Source organism: Thiohalocapsa marina (assembly GCF_008632335.1).
Classification (GTDB): Bacteria; Pseudomonadota; Gammaproteobacteria; order Chromatiales; family Chromatiaceae; genus Thiohalocapsa; species Thiohalocapsa marina.
Genome location: NZ_VWXX01000001.1, coordinates 249,427 through 269,846, shown reverse-complemented (window position 1 = coordinate 269,846; position 20,420 = coordinate 249,427). Strand labels below are relative to the sequence as shown.

At 66.3% G+C, this 20,420-nt stretch carries 12 protein-coding genes and 1 pseudogene; 5 read left to right on the top strand and 8 right to left on the bottom strand.

Annotated elements, in window-relative coordinates; translation table 11 throughout:
- Positions 1-3: 3 nt before the first annotated feature.
- From F2Q65_RS01230 to nifJ, 7 genes are all read right to left on the bottom strand, one after another.
- Positions 4-780 carry a protein-L-isoaspartate(D-aspartate) O-methyltransferase gene (locus tag F2Q65_RS01230; RefSeq protein WP_342782205.1) on the bottom strand — a complete coding sequence of 259 codons (777 nt, stop codon included), beginning with the start codon at positions 778-780 and terminating at the stop codon, positions 4-6.
- A 34-nt stretch (positions 781-814) separates the two neighbouring features.
- On the bottom strand, positions 815-2,191 hold the full coding sequence (locus F2Q65_RS01225) for a hypothetical protein (RefSeq protein WP_170265432.1): 1,377 nt from the start codon (positions 2,189-2,191) through the stop codon (positions 815-817).
- A 64-nt stretch (positions 2,192-2,255) separates the two neighbouring features.
- Entirely contained in the window at positions 2,256-3,650 is a 1,395-nt protein-coding gene (gene gad / locus F2Q65_RS01220; protein ID WP_246155826.1) for a glutamate decarboxylase, read from the bottom strand.
- A gap of 30 nt (positions 3,651-3,680) precedes the next feature.
- Complete coding sequence (locus F2Q65_RS01215; protein WP_246155825.1) at positions 3,681-4,742, bottom strand: nitrilase-related carbon-nitrogen hydrolase; 1,062 nt, start codon at positions 4,740-4,742, stop codon at positions 3,681-3,683.
- A 113-nt stretch (positions 4,743-4,855) separates the two neighbouring features.
- Positions 4,856-6,325, bottom strand: coding sequence for an NAD(P)H-binding protein (locus F2Q65_RS01210; protein WP_246155823.1), 1,470 nt, complete (start codon positions 6,323-6,325; stop codon positions 4,856-4,858).
- 14 nt (positions 6,326-6,339) lie between these two features.
- Complete coding sequence (locus tag F2Q65_RS01205) at positions 6,340-7,356, bottom strand: dihydroorotate dehydrogenase-like protein (RefSeq protein WP_150089562.1); 1,017 nt, start codon at positions 7,354-7,356, stop codon at positions 6,340-6,342.
- 225 nt (positions 7,357-7,581) lie between these two features.
- Complete coding sequence (gene nifJ, locus F2Q65_RS01200) at positions 7,582-11,175, bottom strand: pyruvate:ferredoxin (flavodoxin) oxidoreductase (RefSeq protein WP_150089560.1); 3,594 nt, start codon at positions 11,173-11,175, stop codon at positions 7,582-7,584.
- A 425-nt stretch (positions 11,176-11,600) separates the two neighbouring features.
- Here nifJ and F2Q65_RS01195 point away from each other — a divergent pair, with 425 nt between their 5' ends.
- A complete protein-coding gene (locus F2Q65_RS01195; protein ID WP_150089558.1) occupies positions 11,601-11,915 on the top strand; it encodes a hypothetical protein in 315 nt (104 codons plus the stop codon).
- 175 nt (positions 11,916-12,090) lie between these two features.
- Here F2Q65_RS01195 and F2Q65_RS01190 read toward each other — a convergent pair.
- Positions 12,091-13,062 (bottom strand): annotated as a pseudogene (locus tag F2Q65_RS01190) (IS481 family transposase); the annotation flags it as partial.
- A 62-nt stretch (positions 13,063-13,124) separates the two neighbouring features.
- Between F2Q65_RS01190 and F2Q65_RS01185 the strand changes: the two are divergent.
- From F2Q65_RS01185 to F2Q65_RS01170, 4 genes are all read left to right on the top strand, one after another.
- Entirely contained in the window at positions 13,125-15,902 is a 2,778-nt protein-coding gene (locus F2Q65_RS01185; RefSeq protein ID WP_342782204.1) for a 3-coathanger stack domain-containing protein, read from the top strand.
- A 29-nt stretch (positions 15,903-15,931) separates the two neighbouring features.
- On the top strand, positions 15,932-18,403 hold the full coding sequence (locus tag F2Q65_RS01180; RefSeq protein ID WP_150089554.1) for a S8 family serine peptidase: 2,472 nt from the start codon (positions 15,932-15,934) through the stop codon (positions 18,401-18,403).
- Between the two features lie 130 nt (positions 18,404-18,533).
- Positions 18,534-19,982, top strand: a complete 1,449-nt coding sequence (locus F2Q65_RS01175; RefSeq protein ID WP_150089552.1) for a DUF3375 domain-containing protein — start codon at positions 18,534-18,536, stop codon at positions 19,980-19,982.
- A 73-nt stretch (positions 19,983-20,055) separates the two neighbouring features.
- Positions 20,056-20,400 carry a DUF4351 domain-containing protein gene (locus F2Q65_RS01170; protein WP_211353915.1) on the top strand — a complete coding sequence of 115 codons (345 nt, stop codon included), beginning with the start codon at positions 20,056-20,058 and terminating at the stop codon, positions 20,398-20,400.
- Positions 20,401-20,420: the final 20 nt, after the last annotated feature.

The following is a 20,420-nucleotide window of genomic DNA, read 5'->3' as shown; positions in this document are numbered from 1 at the left end:
GGTTCAGGGCCAAGCGTCCCGGCGCGCTGCCTCCGGGCCGGTGACCGGGACAAAGCGCACCGGTAGCAGCTGACGCTGGGTCAGCCGGCCGTCCGGCTGTTTTTCCAGCACCGTGAGCTGCTGAATCGCGTCGCGTCCGCCGAGGGGCATCACCAGGCGTCCACCCACCTTGAGCTGTTCGACCAGGGGTTGCGGGATCTCCGGATGCGCGGCGGTCACCAGCATGGCGTCGAAAGGCGCCGCCTCCGGCCAGCCCAGATAGCCGTCACCGGCGCGCACATGCGCGTTGCCATAGCCCAGGGCGCGAAGGGTCGCGGCGGCCCGTTGCGCCAGCTCCGGCACGATCTCGACGCTGTAGACCTCGGCGCCCATCTCCGCCAGCACCGCCGCCTGGTAGCCAGAGCCGGTGCCGAGTTCGTAGACATGGTCACCCGCCGCGACGTTCGCCAGATGCGTCATCACGGCGACGATGTAGGGCTGGGAGATGGTCTGGCCATCGCCGATGGGCAGCGGATAGTTGCCGTAGGCCTCGCCGCGCAGATAGCGCGGCACGAACTGCTCCCGCGGCACCCGCCGCAGGGCCTTGGCAATCGTGGGGCGGAGCCGGTCGAAGCCCAGATAGTCGCGGGTCTGGTATACCTCAAGCTCGACGGTGTTGATCAGCTGCGTGCGCTCGGCGGCGAAGCGCTGCTGCTCGGTCATGCTATCCGGGGCGCTGCCCATGGCCATGGCGGTCAGCGGTGCGCAGAGCAGGGCGCCGCAACACAGGAGCCCGGGCAACAGCCCGGAACCGGACCTGGAACGGCGACGGCGTTCACTCCGCTCCCCCGGAGGCGCGCAGCTGCTCGGTAAGCTTGGCAAATTCACGTTGCATCTCCAGGTTCTGGAACGGCCGCAACGCCGGCACCTGACGGTCCAGCAGCCCGTCCAGCAACTGCCGGCTGGAGCGCACCAGATCCACCAGTTCGCCGGAGACGCGTACCGTCTCGTAGGTATTCCAGGCGGTGGCGATGTCCTGCTCCAGGGTCTGCCGCGCCTGGCGCACCTGGGCCGCCTGTTGCTTCAGGTAGTCGCGGTAGACGCCGGCGGCGGCAATGGTCAGCTGCTGCGCCTCGAGGTTGCCTGCCAGGATGGCCCGCTTCTCCGGGTGCTGGCGCTGCAGCGTGCGGGTGTCCTCCGCCAGGGCCTCCGCCCGCTCCGCGATGGCGTTGATCTGCGGGATATAGCGTTGCTCGATGGCCTGTTCCACGTCCAGGTGCATGCGGTTCAGCGCCCGCAGTAGCACCACGTACATGCCGTAATAGCGCCGGGCGCTCTGCAGGTCCTCGCCGCTGTCGCGCACCAGTTGCTCCAGCTGCAGGGTCACCGCCTTGACGTTGTCGAAGACGATGCCCAGGTCGACGATGTTGTCGCCCACCACAGTGGACAGCAGGAATTCCACCTGTTCGTCATCCAGTTCCAGGCCGATGCCCCGCAGTTCCGCGGCGAAATCCCGCTTGACCTCCGCCAGCGCCTGCTTGAGACGCTCGATGTTCCGGCTGCGCTCGTCGATGAGACGGTCGTAGTCGGCGACGGTCTTGCCGGTCAGGGACTTTTCCGGGGCGGCGATGCGCGCCTGGCGGTAGCGGTCGAGCTCCTGGCGGGTGGCCTCGAGTTGCTCCTGCAGCTCGCGCAGGCGCTCGCGGTATTGCTGCATCGGCGATGTGGCGAGGATGGCCACGGAGGCGTCCAGCAGGGCGTTGATCTCGTCCTGCACGTCGGCCTGATCGCGCTGGAACCAGGCGCGCTGAGGCAGGTCGCGCTGGGCCTCTTCCAGGGCCACGGTCTCTTCCAGCTTGGGCACCACACGGGTCCAGACCTGTCCGAAGGGGTCCGGCTCCTGGCTGTCCAGCGCATCGCGGGTGGACTCCCAGGCGTCCAGGGTCAGGTCCCGCGAGCGTTGCCACCAGTCGTCGGCGGTGCTGCGCGAGCGCTCCAGCAGGTCGCCGGCCTGTTGCTGCGACTGCTCCCAGGCCTCCCGCACCTGTTGCTGCGAGCGCTGCCACAGTTCCGTCGCCTGTTCCGTGATGCCGGCCGGCGGCGCATCGGCGTTCGGCGGCGCGTCTGATTGCGCGCGCGCGCCGGCGCTGGCGCTCAGGACAAGGGCAAGGACGAAACGCATGGCCATGGCAAGGGGTCTGTTTTTCTGCATAACCTACCTGTTGCAAACGCGCATTCGGTTTCGCGGGTTGGGTGTTGGCCGGCCGCGCGATCGCTCAATGCGCAAACTGCGGCTGCGGTGGTGACGGCGGACGCTGCTCCTGCGCGGCGCAATAGTCGACGGTCTTGCGCATGGCAGACAGCAGCATCTCCGCCATGTCCTGGCTGAAGCCCTCGCGCACCACCACCCGCAGCACGGCGACGTCCTCGGCGTGTTCCGGCATGGTGTAGGCGGGCACCTGCCAGCCGAATTCCCGCAGCTTGCTGGACACGTCGAAGACGCTGTAGCCCTGGATGTGGTCCTTCAGCCGGAAGGCGAACACCGGGATGCTGCTGCCGTCGCTGATCAGCTCGAACGGACCCACTGCGGCGATCTCGCGGGCCAGCCCGGTGGCGGTGTCGCGCAGGGCCTGCATGATCTGCGTGTAGCCGGCGCGGCCCAGGCGCAGGAAGTTGTAGTACTGGGCCACCACCTGATTGCCCGGGCGCGAGAAGTTCAGCGTGAAGGTGGGCATGTCGCCGCCAAGGTAGTTCACGCGAAACACCAGATCCTCCGGCAGATCCGCGCTGGTGCGCCAGACCACCCAGCCGACGCCGGGATACACCAGCCCGTACTTGTGTCCGGAGACATTGATGGACTTGACCAGCGGCAGGCGGAAGTCCCACTTGAGCGTCGGCTGCAGGAAGGGCGCGACAAAGCCACCGCTGGCCGCGTCCACATGCATCGGGATCTCCCAGCCGGTGGCGGTGTTCTGCGCCATGAGGGCCTCGTGGATGGCCTCGATGGGCTCGTATTCGCCGGTGAAGGTGGTGCCGAGGATGGCCACCACGCCGATGGTGTTCTCGTCGGTGCGTGCCACCACCTCCTCGGGGGTGATCACATAGCGCCCCGGCTGCATCGGGATGTAGCGGGGCTCCACCTCCCAGTAGCGGCAGAACTTCTCCCACACCACCTGCACATTGGCGCCCAGGATCAGGTTCGGCCGGTCGGCGGGCTTGCCCTGGGCGCAGCGGCGGTCGCGCCAGCGCCACTTAAGCGCCATGCCCGCCAGCATCACCGCCTCGCTGGAACCGATGGCGGAGGCGCCGATGCCGGGCTCCGGCGCGTGGAACAGGTCCGAGACGATGTTGACGCAGCGCTCCTCGATGGCGGCGGTCTGCGGATATTCGTCCTTGTCGATCAGGTTCTTGTCGAACGCCTCGGCCATCAGCCGCTCCGCCTGGGGCTCCATCCAGGTGGTGACGAAGGTGGCCATGTTCAGGCGGGCGTTGCCGTCCAGCATCAGCTCGTCATGGATCAGCTGGTAGGCGGTATCCGGGGCGGTTTCATGCTCGGGCAGGCGGTTCTTCGGCACCGGTCGCTGCATGCCCCGGCGGGCAAAGGCGGGCGCGAGCAGGGCATCGCGCTGCTCGGGGGCGAGGGGATCCGTGGGGCGCTTGTGTCTGGACACCGGGCAGGCTCCTGGGCGTGGGGATTGGTGCTATTGCGGCTGATCGGGGTAGGGCGTGACCGCGCCGCTGTCCTGGTCCACCCGTTCCGGCGCCACCAGCGGGCCGTACAGGTCCCAGCGACGGTCGTCGATGTAGCGGGTCGCGGCGGAGCGGTCGTTGATGCGGGTCTCGGGATGGGTCGGTCCGTAGAACGCGGGCACGCAGTCGGCGATCAGCAGCATCTGATCGTTCCAGCCGGAACCGGGCTGGTCCTCGCGCCGCGGCGGCAGCGTCATCACCGGGATCAGGAACTGGCCGTGGGGATCCGCCAGGCAGGAGTTGCCCAGATAGCCGCCGACCACCTTGCCGTGAAGGGTCTCGCTGCCCCGACGATTGCTGTAGGCGCAGAAGATGTGGTTATGCCAGGCGTTGGCGCGGATCAGGAACTGCACGTCCGGGTAGGGTGTCTTGGTCAGCTCGCCGGTGCGCAGCACGGTGTAGTCATCGGCGGCGGTGGGGATCACCACCAGTTCCGCCCCCTTCAGCGCCAGGATGCGGCAGAGTTCCGGAAATTCCGCCTCGTAGCAGTTCAGCACCCCGACGCGCAGGCCGTTGACCTCGAACACGCTGTAGGCCTCGCCTTCTTCCGGATGGACATGGCCGAAGGACCAGTTGTTGCGCTCATCCCCACCCCAAAGGTGCGTCTTTCGGTAGTTCTTGAGCAGCTCGCCCGTGCGGTCATAGACGGCGATGCTGTCGTAGTAGCGGCGCTCGCCGGCCACCGTGGCCGCCTCCGGATAGGGACAGATGATGGCCAGTCCCTGCTCCCGGGCCACGGCGGCCACCGCCTCCAGGATGCCCTGGCGCTGGATCTCCTCGGCCAGCTGATGGGCGCTGGCGGCGTCGGTGACGTCGTAGCCCGTGAGATAGAGCTCCGGGAAGCTGAGCAGGTGCACGCCATGGCCGGCGGCGCGTTCCGCCACTGCGCGCAGGGTGTCCAGGTTGTCGCGCACCGCCTGCATGTCGCCGGCAGTGCCTTCGCCCTGGTACAGGCCGAGACGGAGGTGGCGCGTCTGCGCAAGCGCATCGCTGGTGAAGCTCTGGACGATCACGGCGGCCTCCGGATGGGGTCGGACGGTGCATCAGCGGTCGGTCGCTGACACATCAGTCGCATAAACTACCGCAGCCCCAGCACGAATGCCAACGACCGCCTCGCTCCGCCGGCCTAGCGCGCGAGCCGGGCCAGGCGGCGCTGGTACCAGCGCATCACCCGCAGGTGGGCGAACGCCTGCGACGGCAGATACAGGTACCAGGGCAGGGCGGGGGCGTAGTCGTGGATGGCGGTCAGGGTGTAGCGCTGCTCCAGCACGGTCTGGAACTCGAAGCGCGGCAGCCCGTCGGCCTGGCGGCGGGCGAGCAGGCCGCCGGTGATGCGATAGACCTCGCGTCGGGGCGTGCAGTGTTCGGAGGCGCGGCGCAGGCGCAACAGCCTGAGCCCGGGCGTGGCCAGCAGCACGTCGATGCTGCCGTCTGCGCCGATGCGGGTGCGCACCAGGGGCCACAGACAGCGGCCGAGCCAGCGAAAGTAATTCCCCGCCACCCAGGCGGCGTCCTGCCCGGGGGGCAGCAGCACCCGCTGGATCGAACGCACCAGTGACTGGCGCCGCATCAGCTCCAGGTCCTGTCCCTGTACCGACTGCCGCGGGCTGGGCCGCAGGCGGCCGGTCTGCGGGTCGACGGCATCCGCGAGGGCGGCGCGAAAGCCGCGGGCCTGTGGCGCGATGGCCTGCTGCAGCGGATTGTCCTGCATGCAGGTGTCCTGGGGCAGGCTCTCGACCACCGCGCCCACCATCATGCCCGGTGCACCGCTGACCACGCGGGCCACCAGCGAGGCCAGCCGCGTGGGCATCACCGGCACATGCACGAATGCCCGCCGCACGCCCAGCACCTCGGCGGTCTGCCGCAGCATGGCTTCGTAGCTCAACCATTCGGCGCCGCCGATATCGAATGCCCCCTGGTAGCGCTGGGGCTGTCCGAGGCTGAGCAGAATGGCCCGCACCAAGTCCTGCAGCGCGATCGGGCGCGTCAGCGAGCGCGACGACGGCGGCAACAGGAATGCCGGCAGCCGCCGTACCAGGTCCACCAGCAGGCCGGGTCCGGTGCCGCCTGGACCGACCACCAGGCTGGCGCGCAGCGCCGTCACCGGCACGCCCTGGGCGGCCAGCACCATCTCTACCTCGCGCCGGCTCCAGAGCAGCGGCGAGAAGCGAAAGCTCCGGGGCATGACGCCGCTGACGAAGACGATCTGCCGCACCCCGTTGGCCGCCGCGGCCTGGGCGAAGTTGTCCGCCAGCACCAGGTCCATGTCCCGCGGGCTGGCCTGGGTGAGGCGGGACGACGGCGCCAGCGAGTGCACCAGATAGACCGCATAGTCCACGCCCGCCAGTGCCCGGCGCACATCGTCCAGCCGGAACAGATCGCAATGGCGCCAGTGGACGCCCCCGTGGCTGTCCGGTAGCCGGCTGCGGGCGGGTGAGCGGGTCAGCGCGACGACGTCATGGATCTCCGCCAGCCGCGGACAGAGCGCGCTGCCGATGAAACCGCTGGCGCCCGCGACGGCGATCCGCGCGCGGGACCTGGCCTTGATTGCTGTGCTTGCCGATGGATGCGCCTGCTGCGCTCCGGATTCAGCCACGGCTCGGACCCGGCTCAGACCATCACCCCGGGCGAGAAGCTGTAGCTGTCGATGACATTGACATAATTGGCGCGCTCGTACTCCGACGGATTCGGAATGGCCAGGGCGCTGAGATTGCCGCGGACCTCGGTAACCGACTCGAAGCCCTGGGCCTCCATCCATTCGCAGAGCCCCCGCAGGATGTGTGCCACCTGCCCGGTGCCCTGCTTCAGCAGTGTGCTGCACAGATGCACCACGTCCGCCCCCGCCAGCAGCAGCTTGATGGCGTCTTCGGCGCTGTGGACGCCGCCGGTGGCCCCCAGAGACAGGCCCTCGATGCGGCCATACAGGATTGCGATCCAGCGCATGGCCAGCAGCGCCTCGGGCGACGTGGACGGGTGCAGGCTCGGCTGCAGGCGCAGGCTGTCGATGTTGATGTCCGGCTGGTAGAAGCGGTTGAACAACGCCACGCCGTCGGCGCCTTCGGCGGCCAGCCGCTGCACCATGTTGCCCACCGAGCTGAAACTAGGCGACAGCTTCATGTTGATGGGGATGCCGATCTGGCCCTTCAGCGTGTGCAGGATCTCCAGGTAGCGCTCCTCCACCTGGGTGCCGCTCTGGTGGATGTCCGCGGCCACGTAATAGACGTTGCACTCCAGCGCATCGGCGCCGGCCTGCTCAAGCTCCCGAGCATGGCTGAGCCAGCCCCCGGGGGTGACGCCGTTGAGACTGGCGATGACCGGAATGTCCAGCGCCTCCTTGAGCCGGCGCAGATTCTCCAGGTACTGCTCCAGGCCGCCGCTGAAGTCCTGCCAGTCCGGCAGAAAGCCCTGGTCTGCCTCGGCAAAGCCGGTGTCCTGCTGGTGCAGAAAGCGGTTCATGGTCTCCGTCTCGGTGGTGATGGCCTCCTCGAACAGCGAGTACATGATGATGGCCGCCGCGCCGTGGTCCTCCAGCTGGCGCGCCTGGTCGATGCTCTTCGACAGCGGCGAGGCGGACGGCACGATCGGGTTCTTGAGCTCAAAGCCAAGATACTGGGTGGTCAGGTCCATGGGTGTCTCCGAAATAGGGATCGGGATCGTGGATTTTTAACCGCAGAGCCGCAGAGAAGCCACAAAGCACATCAAGATGATGTTTGGACTCGGCATCTGGACCCGCCAAGGCGCCCCGGCGGTTCAACAGCGCCTCCCGACCCCAAGCATATTCGCCTTCTCTGAGTCTTCTCAGCGCCCTCTGCGCCTCTGCGGTTAATCCGAGTCTTCGGTTGGTCGGCTTGGCTACGAGTCACTCGCCACGGGCTTGTCCGCCTTCTGCCAGGCCAGATGGGCGAGCTGCTCGTAGAGGGCGTATTTGCTCTCCACATGCCGCTGGGCCAGCTTCAGGAAGTGCTCGGCGGCGTCCGGATGGGTGCGATTGAGCACGCTGAAGCGGGTCTCGCTGGCCAGGTAGTCGCGGTACGGGAGGCTCGGTGCCTTGCTGTCCATGTGCAAGGGGTTCTCCCCCGCGGAGAGCTTGCGCGGATCATAACGGAACAACGGCCAGTGACCGGAGTTCACGGCCATGTCCTGCTGTCGCAGGTTGTTCGACAGGTCCACGCCGTGGGCAATGCAGGGCGAGTAGCAGATCAGCAGCGACGGGCCGTTGTAGGACTCGGCCTCCAGGAAGGCGCGCACGGTCTGCACGTCCTTGGCGCCGAAGGCCACCTGGGCCACATAGACGTTGTCGTAGGCCATGGCCATCATGGCCAGGTCCTTCTTGAAGGTCGGCTTGCCGCCGGCGGAGAACTTGGCCACGGCGCCCATGGGCGTGGCCTTGGAGGTCTGGCCGCCGGTGTTGGAATAGACCTCGGTGTCGAGCACCAGCAGGTTCACGTTGCGGCCGCTGGCCAGCACATGGTCGACACCGCCGTAGCCGATGTCGTAGGCCCAGCCGTCGCCGCCGATGATCCAGACACTGCGCTTGACCAGCTGCTCGCAGACGCCGGCCAGCATGACCGCCTGCGGATCATCCATGGACGCGAGTCTGTCCTGCAGTGCCGCGACGCGCGCGCGCTGCTCGAAGATGCCGGCCTCGTCGGATTGATCGGCGTTCAGCAGACCCTCGGCCAGGTCGGTGCCGATCTTGTCCGCCAGCAGGGCCACGAGCTCGCGCGCCTGCTCGGCCTGCTTGTCGACCGCGAGACGCAGACCGAGGCCGAACTCGGCATTGTCCTCGAACAGCGAGTTGTTCCAGCTCGGACCACGACCGTCACTGTTGACGGTATAGGGCGTGGTCGGCAGGTTGCCGCCGTAGATGGACGAACAGCCGGTGGCATTGCCGATGAGCATGCGGTCGCCGAAGAGCTGCGTGGCGAGCTTGATGTAGGGCGTCTCGCCGCAGCCCACGCAGGCACCCGAGAACTCGAACAGCGGCTGCAGCATCATCGCATGCTTGATCTTGCTGCCGTCGAGCCGGGTACGGTCGTATTCCGGCAGCGTCAGGAAGAAGTCCCAGTTCGGCTGCTCGATGGCGTGGCGCTCCTCCGCCGGAACCATGTTCAGGGCCTTGCGCTTGGGGTCCTTGCGGTCGCGGATCGGGCAGACCTCCACGCACAGCCCGCAGCCGGTGCAGTCGTCGGGAGCGACCTGGTAGGTGATGTGATGGCCCTCGGGGAAGTCCTTGCCCTTGATCTGCACATGCTGGAAATCAGCGGGGGCCTGCTCGGTGAGCGCCGCCGGATAGACCTTGGCGCGGATGGCCGCGTGCGGGCAGACCAGCGGGCACTTGCCGCAGTGGGTGCAGAGGTCGTCCTCCCACTTGGGCAGTTGCAGCGCGATGTTGCGCTTCTCGAAGCGCGTGGTGCCGGTGGGCCAGGTGCCGTCGGCGGGCATCAGGCTCACGGGCAGGCGGTTGCCCTGACCCGCGATCAGCGTCGCCGTGACCCGCTGCACGAAGTCCGGCGCATCCGCCGGTACCACGGGCGGGCGCTCGAAGCCGCTCGTGACCTGGCCCGGCATCTGCACCGGGTGCAGGCCGTCGAGGGCGGCGTCGATGGCGGCAAAGTTGCGCTCGAGCAGCCCCTGACCCTTCTTGCCGTAGGTCTTCTTCACGGCGTCCTTGATCCGCGCGATGGCCTCGTCCCTTGGCAGGATGCCGGAGATGGCGAAGAAGCAGGTCTGCATGATGGTGTTGATGCGCCTGCCCATGCCGGTCCTGGCGGCGATGTCATAGGCGTCGATGACAAAGAACGTCAGCCCCTTGTCGATGATGTGCCGCTGCATGCTCTGCGGCAGGTCGTCCCAGACCCGGTCGGCGGGCGTCGCGGTGTTGAGCAGGAAGGTGCCGCCGGGCGCCGCCTTGTCGAGCATCTCGTAGCGGGTCAGGAAGGTCGGCTGATGGCAGGCGACGAAGCTGGCCTCATTCCCGCCGATGAGATAGGTGCTGTTGATGGGCCTGGGGCCGAAGCGCAGGTGCGAGATGGTCACGGCACCGGCCTTCTTGGAGTCGTACTCGAAGTAGCCCTGGCCGTAGTTTGGCGTCTCCTCGCTGATGATCTTGATGCTGTTCTTGTTCGCCGACACGGTGCCGTCCGAGCCCAGGCCATAGAAGACACAGGCGGTCACGCCCTCGCCGGCATCGGGCCTGAAGCCCGCATCCCAGGCCAGGCTGGTGTGACCCACGTCGTCGATGATGCCGACGGTGAACGGGTTCCTGGGCGTGTCCGTGTTCAGCGCGTCGAAGACGCCCTTCACCATGGCCGGCGTGAACTCCTTCGACGACAGCCCGTAGCGGCCACCGACCACCCGCGGCATGGTGCCCAGGCGGCCTTCGGCCACGGCGGTGGCCAGCGCGGTGATGACGTCCTTGTACAGCGGCTCGCCGTCGGCGCCGGGCTCCTTGGTGCGGTCGAGCACAGCAAGCTTAGTAGCGGTCACGGGCAGCGCGGCCAGAAGCTCCGCGGCGGCGAAGGGCCGATACAGCCGTACCTTGATCATGCCCACCTTCTCGCCGCGGGCGACCAGGTGCTCGACCGTCTCTTCGGCGGCACCGATCCCGGACCCCATGAGCAGGATGACCCGCTCCGCGTCCTCGGCCCCGACGTACTCGTACAGCCGGTACTGACGACCCGTGAGCGCCGCGAATTTGTCCATCTGCGCCTGTACCATGCCGGGCACGGCGTCATAGAAGGGATTGACGGTCTCGCGCCCCTGAAAGTAGACATCCGGATTCTGCGAGGTGCCGCGGATGACGGGGTGATCCGGATTCAGCGCCCGCTCGCGGTGGGCCTTGACCAGATCCTCGTCGATCATGGCGCGGATGGTCTCCACCGGCAGCTTGGCGATCTTGCTCACCTCGTGGGAGGTGCGGAAGCCGTCGAAGAAATGCAGGAAGGGGATGCGTGACTCCAGCGTCGCCGCCTGGGAGATCAGCGCGAAGTCCTGCACCTCCTGCACCGAGGCCGAGCAGAGCATGGCATAACCGGTGCCGCGGCAGGCCATGACATCGGAGTGATCGCCAAAGATCGACAGGGCCTGAGCCGCCAGGGAGCGCGCCGACACATGCAGCACCGTCGGCGTCAGCTCGCCGGCGATCTTGTACATGTTGGGGATCATCAGCAACAGCCCCTGCGAGGCCGTAAAGGTGGTCGACAGCGAGCCCCCCTGCAGGGCGCCGTGGATGGCGCCCGCGGCGCCCGCCTCGCTCTGCATCTCGACCACGTCGGGGACCGTGCCCCAGAGATTCTTGATACCCAGCGACGACCACTCGTCGGACCACTCGCCCATGGGCGAGGCTGGGGTGATCGGATAGATCGCGATGACCTCATTGGTCATGTGGGCGACGTAGGCGGCGGCCTCGTTGCCGTCGAGGGTAACCATCTGTTGCTGCGACATCGATTCGTCCCGGAGCTGTGGATACACGACCGGATCGCTGGGTCGACTGCACCCGCTCGACCGGCCTCTGGAAAATGACAAATACTGACTATAGCCCGATTCGGGTTTCGATCGTGTGACCGGCGGCGACCGCCCCGCAGGAATTTGCGGCAAGCATGATCGGGGTCAGATGCGTAGTTCGCTGCCGGCGCCCCATCGAAATCGCACGCTGTCGGTGCATAGCCACGTTCCCAATCTGACTAGGCTGGGCCTGGATGGCATAAGCCGTGTACTTATTTTCTTCCCGGCCTGGCAAAAATGTCACCGTACTGTGTGACTTGCAAAGTCGCCCACTTGAATCCGATGCTCGCTGTGTAGTAGCTTATGCGGTTGGTGACCCAGAAAAGTCCAGTCCGGCGACCCGCTGCCAAGCGGAGCGAGCACAGATGAATACGCGCAGCCAGCAGATAGTCCGCCAGGTCTCTACCAACCTTCGGCGGGCGCCCAGCGTCCGCTGGACTGCAGCCGCATGGGCCATCCTTGCGTTTGCATTGTTCTCCCTGCCCACTGCCGCGCTCGCGGTGAGCGCACCGCAGTCCGTCACACCGGACGCTGGTATCACGGCAACCGTTACTGCGGATCCGCTGGAATTGGTTGGCCATTGGGGCTCTGGCCACTACTTGGATATTGTTGTCCAAGGCCAGTACGCTTACGCCGCAGCAGGCACGACCCGTCCGAAAATTTTGATAGAGCCCAGCTGATATGAAAGCGTCAAAGCTCGCACTCTATTTGATAGCTTTAACGATCAATCTAATTTTATTTGGAAGCTCTACCCATGCTCAAACCACAGTAACTATTAATGTTTGGGCGAGTCCCTCCGAGGGAGGTAATGTTGGTTGTTGGCCATCGAATACAATCCCTATCGGCACTGATGCTGTCAAGTCCCGTCTGATTGTAAAGGCGCTTACGAAAGAGTTCGGGGCGTTCGCGCCGCCACTGTTTGAGGCACTCGACAGGCGTTGAGTGTTTCAGCGCCCGCTGCGGGATGTGTTGATTGTAGAGTTTCACGTAGCGCAAGAGGGTCTCATGCAGGTGTTCCCCGGAGCGGAAGCGTGTGGTCTGCAGCACCTCGCCGATGCGCCCGTTGAAGCGCTCGATCATGCCGTTGGTCTGCGGGTGTCGGGGCTTGATCAGGCGATGCTCGATGCCGTAGGCGGCGCAGATCCGATCGAAGGCATGCCGGCCGGTCGGTTCGCGTTGTCCGGTGGCACAGAAGCGATCGGAGAACTCCTTGCCATTGTCAGTCAGCACCTTGGTGATGGTAAACGGCGCGGCCTTCAGGAGGCGTTTGAGGAAGGCGCTGGCATGCTTGGCTGATTTGGTCGGCAGGATCTCCACGTAGACCCAGCGAGAGGCGCGGTCGATGGCGGCGAAGAGGTACTCGCGCTGATCCTGGTCCGGCATCTGTGGCAGGTACTTCACATCCACATGCACGAAGCCCGGCGCGTCGTCCTTGAAGCCCTTCGGCGGGTCCTTCTGCGGCTCCTCGCGCGGGAGCAAGTCCTTCAGACGCGAGACCCCGTGGCGGCGCAGACAGCGATCCAGGCCCGAGCGCGAGACAGTGTCGTTGATGAACTCATGGGTCACCACCAGCAGGTCATCGAGCGGCAGCAGCAGGAGCTTACGCAGCTCAACGACCAGGGCCTCCTGGGCCGGAGAGAGGTTTGCATGCAGGGTATGCGGCCGATGCGAGGCGTCCTCGGTCCCTTCACGATTGCGCCACTTGCGTACCGTGATCGTGCTCAGGTTGTAGCGCTGCGCCAGCACGCTGGTGGGCTCTGTCGAGGCTTGCAGCTCCCGGCGGATCGCTGGTGTGGTACGGGCGTTCTTGTGCAGGCTCACTTGCATCGGCGCTGGCTCCTCGGTGCAACGCATGATCATCAGGGCCGCGCGGGATCGGCGCCGCGCTCGTGGCCGGGGTAGACTCTAGTCGCCCTCCGGGCTCCTGCCGTCTACCCCGGCCACGAGCGCCTCCAGGACCCCGCGGGCGAGGAAGAGAGGATAGCTCCTCTTGGGTAAATAATCACACGGGACGGAACACCTACACCACCGGTGCCATCACGGCTGCCTGCACGGTTACCGCTAGCTTCAGCCAGAACAGCTACGTCGTTACGGCCACAGCAGGCGCCAACGGCAGCATCAGTCCGGCCTCGCGCACCGTCTTGCACGGCGACACCACCACCTTCACGGTGACGCCGGATACCAATTACCGCACAGCCTCGGTTAGCGGCTGTGGCGGCGCGCTCTCCGGCGATATCTATACGACCGGGATCATCACGGAGGCCTGTACCGTCAGCGCCAGCTTCGAGTTCGACCCGGCAGTGGTCACGGCCACGCAGACGTCAACGTCCTATCGCCCGGGTACATCATTAACCGTCACCAACCAGCTGAACGACACCTCCGGCGCAACACAGCTGTCGTTGGTCTGGACGCCCAGCCTGCCGGCCGGCTGGACCCTGCAGAGCGCGAGCGGTGACGGCTCCCCCGAAGTCAGTCAGAGCGGAACCGAGATCCTCTTTACCGGCAGTCTCGGCAGCCTGCCGATTGACTTCAGCTACCAGGTTGCCGTGCCTGCAACTGCCAGCGGCGAGTACAACATCAGCGCCGTTGCCGAATACCAGAACGCGTCCATGATCAACCCCATCAGCGTTTCCGCCGAGCCGAATCCGCTGGGGGTTCAGCAAGTCACCTACCACAGCGCCGATTATCGCGACACGCGCTGGCAGGTCGACAGCACCGAGGCAAGCCGCGTGCTGGCCTACTGGCGTGCATCGGCCTACCACGTCGATGCCGAGGGCGCCGACGGCTATGCGCCGGGCAGCGGCAGCACGGATGGTTCGCTGCACAGCGCCGACTATCGCGCCACCGAGTGGCAGATCGACAGCAGCGAGGCCAGCCGCGTGCTCGCCTACTGGCGGGCTGGCGCCTACCATGTCGATCCCGCCGGAGCGGACGGCTATGCCCCCGGCGCCGGCACCGCGGCCGCGGCTGCGTCCACCGCGGCAACCGGCCTCACCGCCACCCAGGCGGCGTCGGGCTTCACGCCGGGAACCACGCTGAGCATCCGCAACAGTTTCGACCCGGCCGAGGCTGGCTCACTCTTGTCCCTGCTCTGGACCCCGACCTTACCCGCGGGCTGGACGCTGGACAACGCCAGTGGTGATGGCGCTCCGGAAGTGAGCCCGGACGGCACCCAGATCCTCTTCACGGGCAGTCTCTCCACACTGCCGATCGAATTCACCTATCAGGTCTCGGTGCCCGCCGACAGCTGCGATCCGGTGGATATCCGTGCCGAGGCGGAGTACCAGGCCGGCACCATGGTGAATCCTGCCGTGCAATCGGTCGCGCCCGAGCCGCTGACGCTCTCGCCCGTTGACGGCGAACATCCGGTGCTCGAAGACCGCACCGTCACCGGCGAAGCGAGCGAAAGTGCCTCCGGCAGCATCACCGCCGGTCGCAACTACATCATCACGTCTACCGGCAATGTCACTTTCACGGCGGGCCAGCAGATCCGCCTGCAACCGGGCTTCCGGGTGCAGACCGGCGGACAGTTCCGCGCCGTGATCGATCCGTCGCTTGCCACCCAGGCGCTGGCCAGCGTCTGCGCCACGCGGCAAACGGCGGCGATTGACACCGCTCCCGCCAATGCCGCCGGCACGGACGCCAACGCCCTTGAGGACGCGGCCATTATCGCCCCCCGGGCCCAGCGCCTGACCTGGAGCGCCTTGCCCGCGGGCCTGCAAGCGCATCTGCTCGCCCACGAGGCCACCGTGCACGACGCCCAGCAGGACGCCGCCGGCGAGAGCATCGTCTTCGCCACCGTAGCCGCCCTGCTGGCCGACGACGACAACGTCCACAGCGACATCTACCACTACGCCGTGCCCGACGACCGCCTGGAGCTGATCAGCTATGGCCTCGACGGACAGGCCGGCAACGCTCCCAGCGACCAGCCGCGGCTGCATGGTGACGGTCAGCAACTGGTCTATCGCTCAACGGCCACGAACCTGGTTGCCGGCGCGCAGAATGCCTTCGCGCAGCTCTACCAGTACGATCTGGGTCTGATGACCCTGCGCCGGCTCACCACCACGGCCTTCGATGGGCCGGTCGCCGGCGACACTGGTCAAGCCCTGGTGGCTGGGGACTGGGCCATCTTCCGCACCGACGCGGAGGACCTGCACCCGGCCGGACCGGGGCTGTATCGCCAGCATCTGTACCACGGCACCCGCGAACCCGTCGGCCTGGACGCCTGGGGTCAGCAGGATCCGGATGCACATCGTCCAGCCGCCGACGGCGCTGGCAGCGAGATCGTCTATCAGCGCCCTGAGGACGATGCCAGCGTGCACATCTACCTGACCGACACCGTGCAGGCGGAGCGTCTGAGTCTGCTCAGTGATCCCGCTCTGGGACAGCTCACGCACTGCTGCGCCGCCATCAGCCCGGACGGGGCTTACTTCGCGTATCGCGAGCAGGGCGAGGAGGGCGACGCCTGGCTTCACGTCTGCAACCGCAGCCAGTGCAATTACGAGCGACAGCCCTGGCCCGACGACGCGGCGATACAGGACGTCGCGCCGCAGTTCAGCGACGATGGCGCGGAGCTTTGGTGGATTGCCCCCGAGCAGGGGCCGGGATTGCCAGAAGTGCTGCACAAGGCGCAGAATGGACTCTTGATGCCGGTCGGGGCGTGGTAGGTCTCGCCCCGTGAAGAAACCAAGCTCACATGTTCAAGCGTCGTATCTGGGCCTGTTCTCGGCGAACGGGCCACCTGTCGCTCGTGCTGGCGCTGCTCGCCGGAGTGCCCGCCAGCGCCGATAACAACTTCCTTGACGACCTGGGTCCGTTTGGCGCGGATCCAGTTGAAGCCAGCGGCCCGCCGCGGGAGCTGCCGGCGACGGCCGAGGATCGCGAATTGGCGAGCGCAAGCGCGGTCAGCGCCGCGGAGTCCGCCCGACTGACGCAACTGGCCGGAAATGCCAAGCTGCTGAACGCGCAGGCCGTCCTGCAGCCGCTGTCGCGGGGTGCGCCAGAAACCTCCGTGATCGTGATTCTCGAGCCCTCCGCAACGGCGCGCGAGCTTGCGGCTCAGTCGCACTACGCGCTCAACCGTCCGGCCGCTTTCGAGCGTGCGGGTGCCCCCGTCTACTACGACCTTCAGAACACGCACGTCCGCGGCCTGCTGCGCGACACGGTGAGCCAGGCGGTTGATCGGTTCATCGTCGAAAACGAGCGGGTAGGGTTGGTCGTCACCCAGCGGTTCTCCTATCAGTTCGGTTTCGCCGGTCGAGTTGATCTGGACACGCTGGAATACCTGCTTGCACACCCGGATGTACTGAGCATCGAAGAGGACGGAATCCTGTACCCGCATCTGGCCCAGGGCATCCTGCTGATGCAGGCGGACGGACCAAGCGCCGCCTATGACGGTAGCGGCATCAGCATTGCCATCGTCGACACCGGGATCGACACCTCCCATCCGATGCTCGGTGGCGGCGGTAATCCGATCTTCAACGACAAGGTCATCGGCGGCTACGATACCGGTGATGGCGACGCGGACCCTCGCCCCAACAGCAGCACCGGAGACCCCCACGGAACCGCCTGCGCCGGCATTGCCGCCGGTGCTTTGGGTACTATCGGCGACTATATCGGCGGCGTCGCCCCCGGCGCGAAGCTGTATGCGTTGAAGATCTCGGCGGGTGACGGAGGTTCCGCCACCTTTTCGGCCATGATCGCTGCCTGGGAATGGGCCATCACCCATCAGGACGACGATCCGGACAATCCGATCATGGTGATCAGCACCAGCTTTGGCGGTGGACGCTATGCATCGACTTGCGACAGCGCTTCATCCGGGATGACCACCGCAGCCGCTAATGCCGTCGCTGCCGGAATCAGCATTTTCGTCTCCTCCGGTAACGACGGGTACTGCGATAGCATGGGATGGCCCGCGTGCATTTCCTGGGTCAATTCGGTTGGCGCGGTGTATGACGACAATTTCGGAACCTACTACCCCTGCGTTTCCAGTGCATCCTGTGCCAGCAAAATATCTACGACCCAATGCACGGGCTACTACGTGGTTGATAGCACTGCGCCGGACAAGGTTACGTCCTATTCCAACTCAGCTGACTTCCTGACGCTGTTCGCTCCGGCAAACCAGGCGTATACCACCGACATTACCGGCAGCGGCGGCTATGCTTCCGGGGACTACACCAGCGGCTTCGGCGGTACCTCGGCCGCCTGTCCCTACGCCGCTGGCGCCGCCGCCGTCTTGCAGGCCGCGGCCAGGGCCAAAACCGGCGCCTTCCTCTCGCCGGCGGAGGTCACATCCTATCTGACAACCCATGGCACAATCGTCACGGATAGCAAGATCACATCCGTGCAGAAGCCGCGCATCGACCTTCAAAACGCCGTCGATGCGCTGCCTGATGGGACTCCTACCGTGACAGTCGCCGCTACGGATGCGACCGCCACGGAGGCCGGTCCGACCACGGGCACCTTCCGCTTCAGCCGCACGGGCGATACCAGCGCGGGGCTGAGTGTGAACTACACCGTGTCCGGCACTGCGACTGCCGGCACCGACTATCAGACACTGGGAACCAGCATCAGCTTCTCCGCTGGAGCAAGCACCGCAGATAAAGTGCTTACCCCGATGCAGGACGCGCTGGTGGAAGCGGACGAGACAGTCGTCCTTGCCCTGGCAGAGGGCAGCGGGTATGAGGTTGGCAGCCCGTCAAGCGCCACGGTGACCATCACAAGCGACGACGTGCAGAGCTATACCGTGACGGCCACGGCAGGCACGGGAGGCGAAATCGATCCGTTATCGCGCAGCGTGATCCATGGCGATACCACGACTTTCACCGTGACGCCCGACAGCGGCTATCGCATCGATACCGTCATCGGGTGTAGCGGCACGCTCTCCGGCGACACCTACACCACGGGCGCGATTACCGGCGTCTGCGCGGTCAGTGCGAATTTTATCGAAGGCTGTGTCGATGAGCTGGTTTTGGAAGATCAGACCGAGTCAGCCTCTATCTCTCATGTCGCCCGCCAAACCATCATCGCCGGACCCGGCTACACCATCGCATCCACCGGTGATGTCACCTTTGCCGCGGGCCAGCAAATCCGTCTGCGTCCGGGGTTCAGCGTGCAGGCAGGGGGGCAGTTCCGCGCCACGATCGACTCGTCGGCCTGCCCGCCATAACCGCCTGATCATTTGCCAGAGGATTCTGGCTCCTGCCTTGCCATGATCCGCGGCCCGGGGTACCGAACACGAAGGATGCATCGGATTCAAGGATGCAGGTCATCCCGTCTTCGGGCATCATCCCGGGGTCATGGATTACAGCACCCTCGACAGCCTGCGCAGCCTTCACCCCGCCTGGCGGCTCTTGCGCTCGGAGCATGCGCCGCTGGTCGCGAGCTTCCTGCATCGCGCCTTCGTCGCCCCGAACGTGCGGGTGATGGCCGCGGCGGATCTGGCCGAGGCCCTCGAAGACGCGCTGTTTGCGCTGCGCGAGCAGCTCGGTGAGGGCGCCTTCCCGAAATCGGCCATGGACTATCTCAACGACTGGGCCGCGCCAGAGAAGGGCTGGCTGCGCAAGTTCTATGCCCAGGGCTCGGACGAGCCCCAGTTCGATCTGACGCCGGCCACCGAGAAGGCCATCGCCTGGCTCGGCAGCCTGACCGAGCGCAGCTTCGTCGGCACCGAGTCGCGCCTGCTGACGCTGTTCCAGCTGCTCAAGCAGATGAGCGAGGGCAGCGAGGTCGACCCCGACAAGCGCATCGCCGAGCTCGGCAAGCGGCGCGACGAGATCGATGCCGAGATCGCGCGGGTGCGTGCCGGCGACCTGGCCCTGCTCGACGATACCGGGCTGAAGGATCGCTTCCAGCAGTTCATGCAGCTCGCCCGCGAGCTGCTTGCGGATTTTCGCGAGGTGGAGCACAACTTCCGCCTGCTCGATCGGCGCGTGCGCGAGCGCATCGCCCTCTGGGAGGGTGCCAAGGGCGCGCTGCTGGAGGAGATCATGGGCGAGCGTGATGCCATCGCCGACTCCGATCAGGGGCGCAGCTTCCGGGCCTTCTGGGACTTTCTGATGTCCAGCCGCCGCCAGGAGGAGCTGACCGAGCTGCTCGAGACCGTGCTCGCGCTGCCGCCCGTGCGGGAGCTGCGGCCCGATGCCCGCACGCGGCGGGTGCACTACGACTGGCTCGAGGCCGGCGAGCATACCCAGCGCACGGTCGCCCTGTTGTCGCAGCAGTTGCGCCGGTTCCTCGACGACCAGGCCTGGCTGGAGAACCGGCGCATCATGGACATCCTGCACGGCATCGAGGCCAAGGCCCTGGCCCTGCGCGAAGACCCGCCGACCGGTGCACTGATGCAGATCCCGGCGCTGGCGGTCAGCATTGATCTGCCCATGGAGCGCCCCTTGTATACGCCGCCGCTGCGCCCCGTGATCGCCGCGCTGGCGCTAGAGGCGGGCGACGCGGAGATCGATGCGAGCGCCCTCTACTCCCAGATCGTGGTCGACCGCGCTCGGCTGTCGCGGCATATCAAGCGCAGCCTGCAGCAGCGCAGCCAGGTCACGCTGCGCGAGCTGATCGAACAACAGCCGCTGAGCCAGGGTCTCGCCGAGCTGGTGGCCTATCTGCAGCTCGGCAGCGACGGCTTCCGGACCACGGTGGACGAGGGCGCCCAGGATGTCATCACATGGGAGGCATTGGCCGGCGACGGCGCCCCCGTTCGGCGCACCGCGCGCCTGCCGCGGATCATCTTCGTGCGATGATGACGACCCAGCACCGCGTGCGTGCGGGACATCGGCTACACTCGTCCCATGACAAATTCGGCTCATCGACTGGATGATCTGTCTGCCCGCGGGGCTGGAAGTGGACTTTCGCCAACAACTCTATGCCTACGAGGAGCAACAGCGTATGCCGTATGTCACTACGGTTGAGCAAGCGGGGGTCGAGAAGGGTTTGCAGCAGGGGTTGCAGCAGGGCTTGCAGCAGGGCCTTCAGCAGGGCCTTCAGCAGGGCCTTCAGCGGGGCGAGGCCACTATCCTGCAGCGCCTGCTCAGCATGAAGTTCGGCGCCGAGGCGGCTGAGCAGTACCGCACCCGCATTGAAGCCGCTGAGCCGGAGCAGCTCGAGCGCTGGTCCGAGCGTATCCTCAACGCCGAGACGCCCGAGATGATTTTCCACTGAGCGGCGCGCCACATCGACGG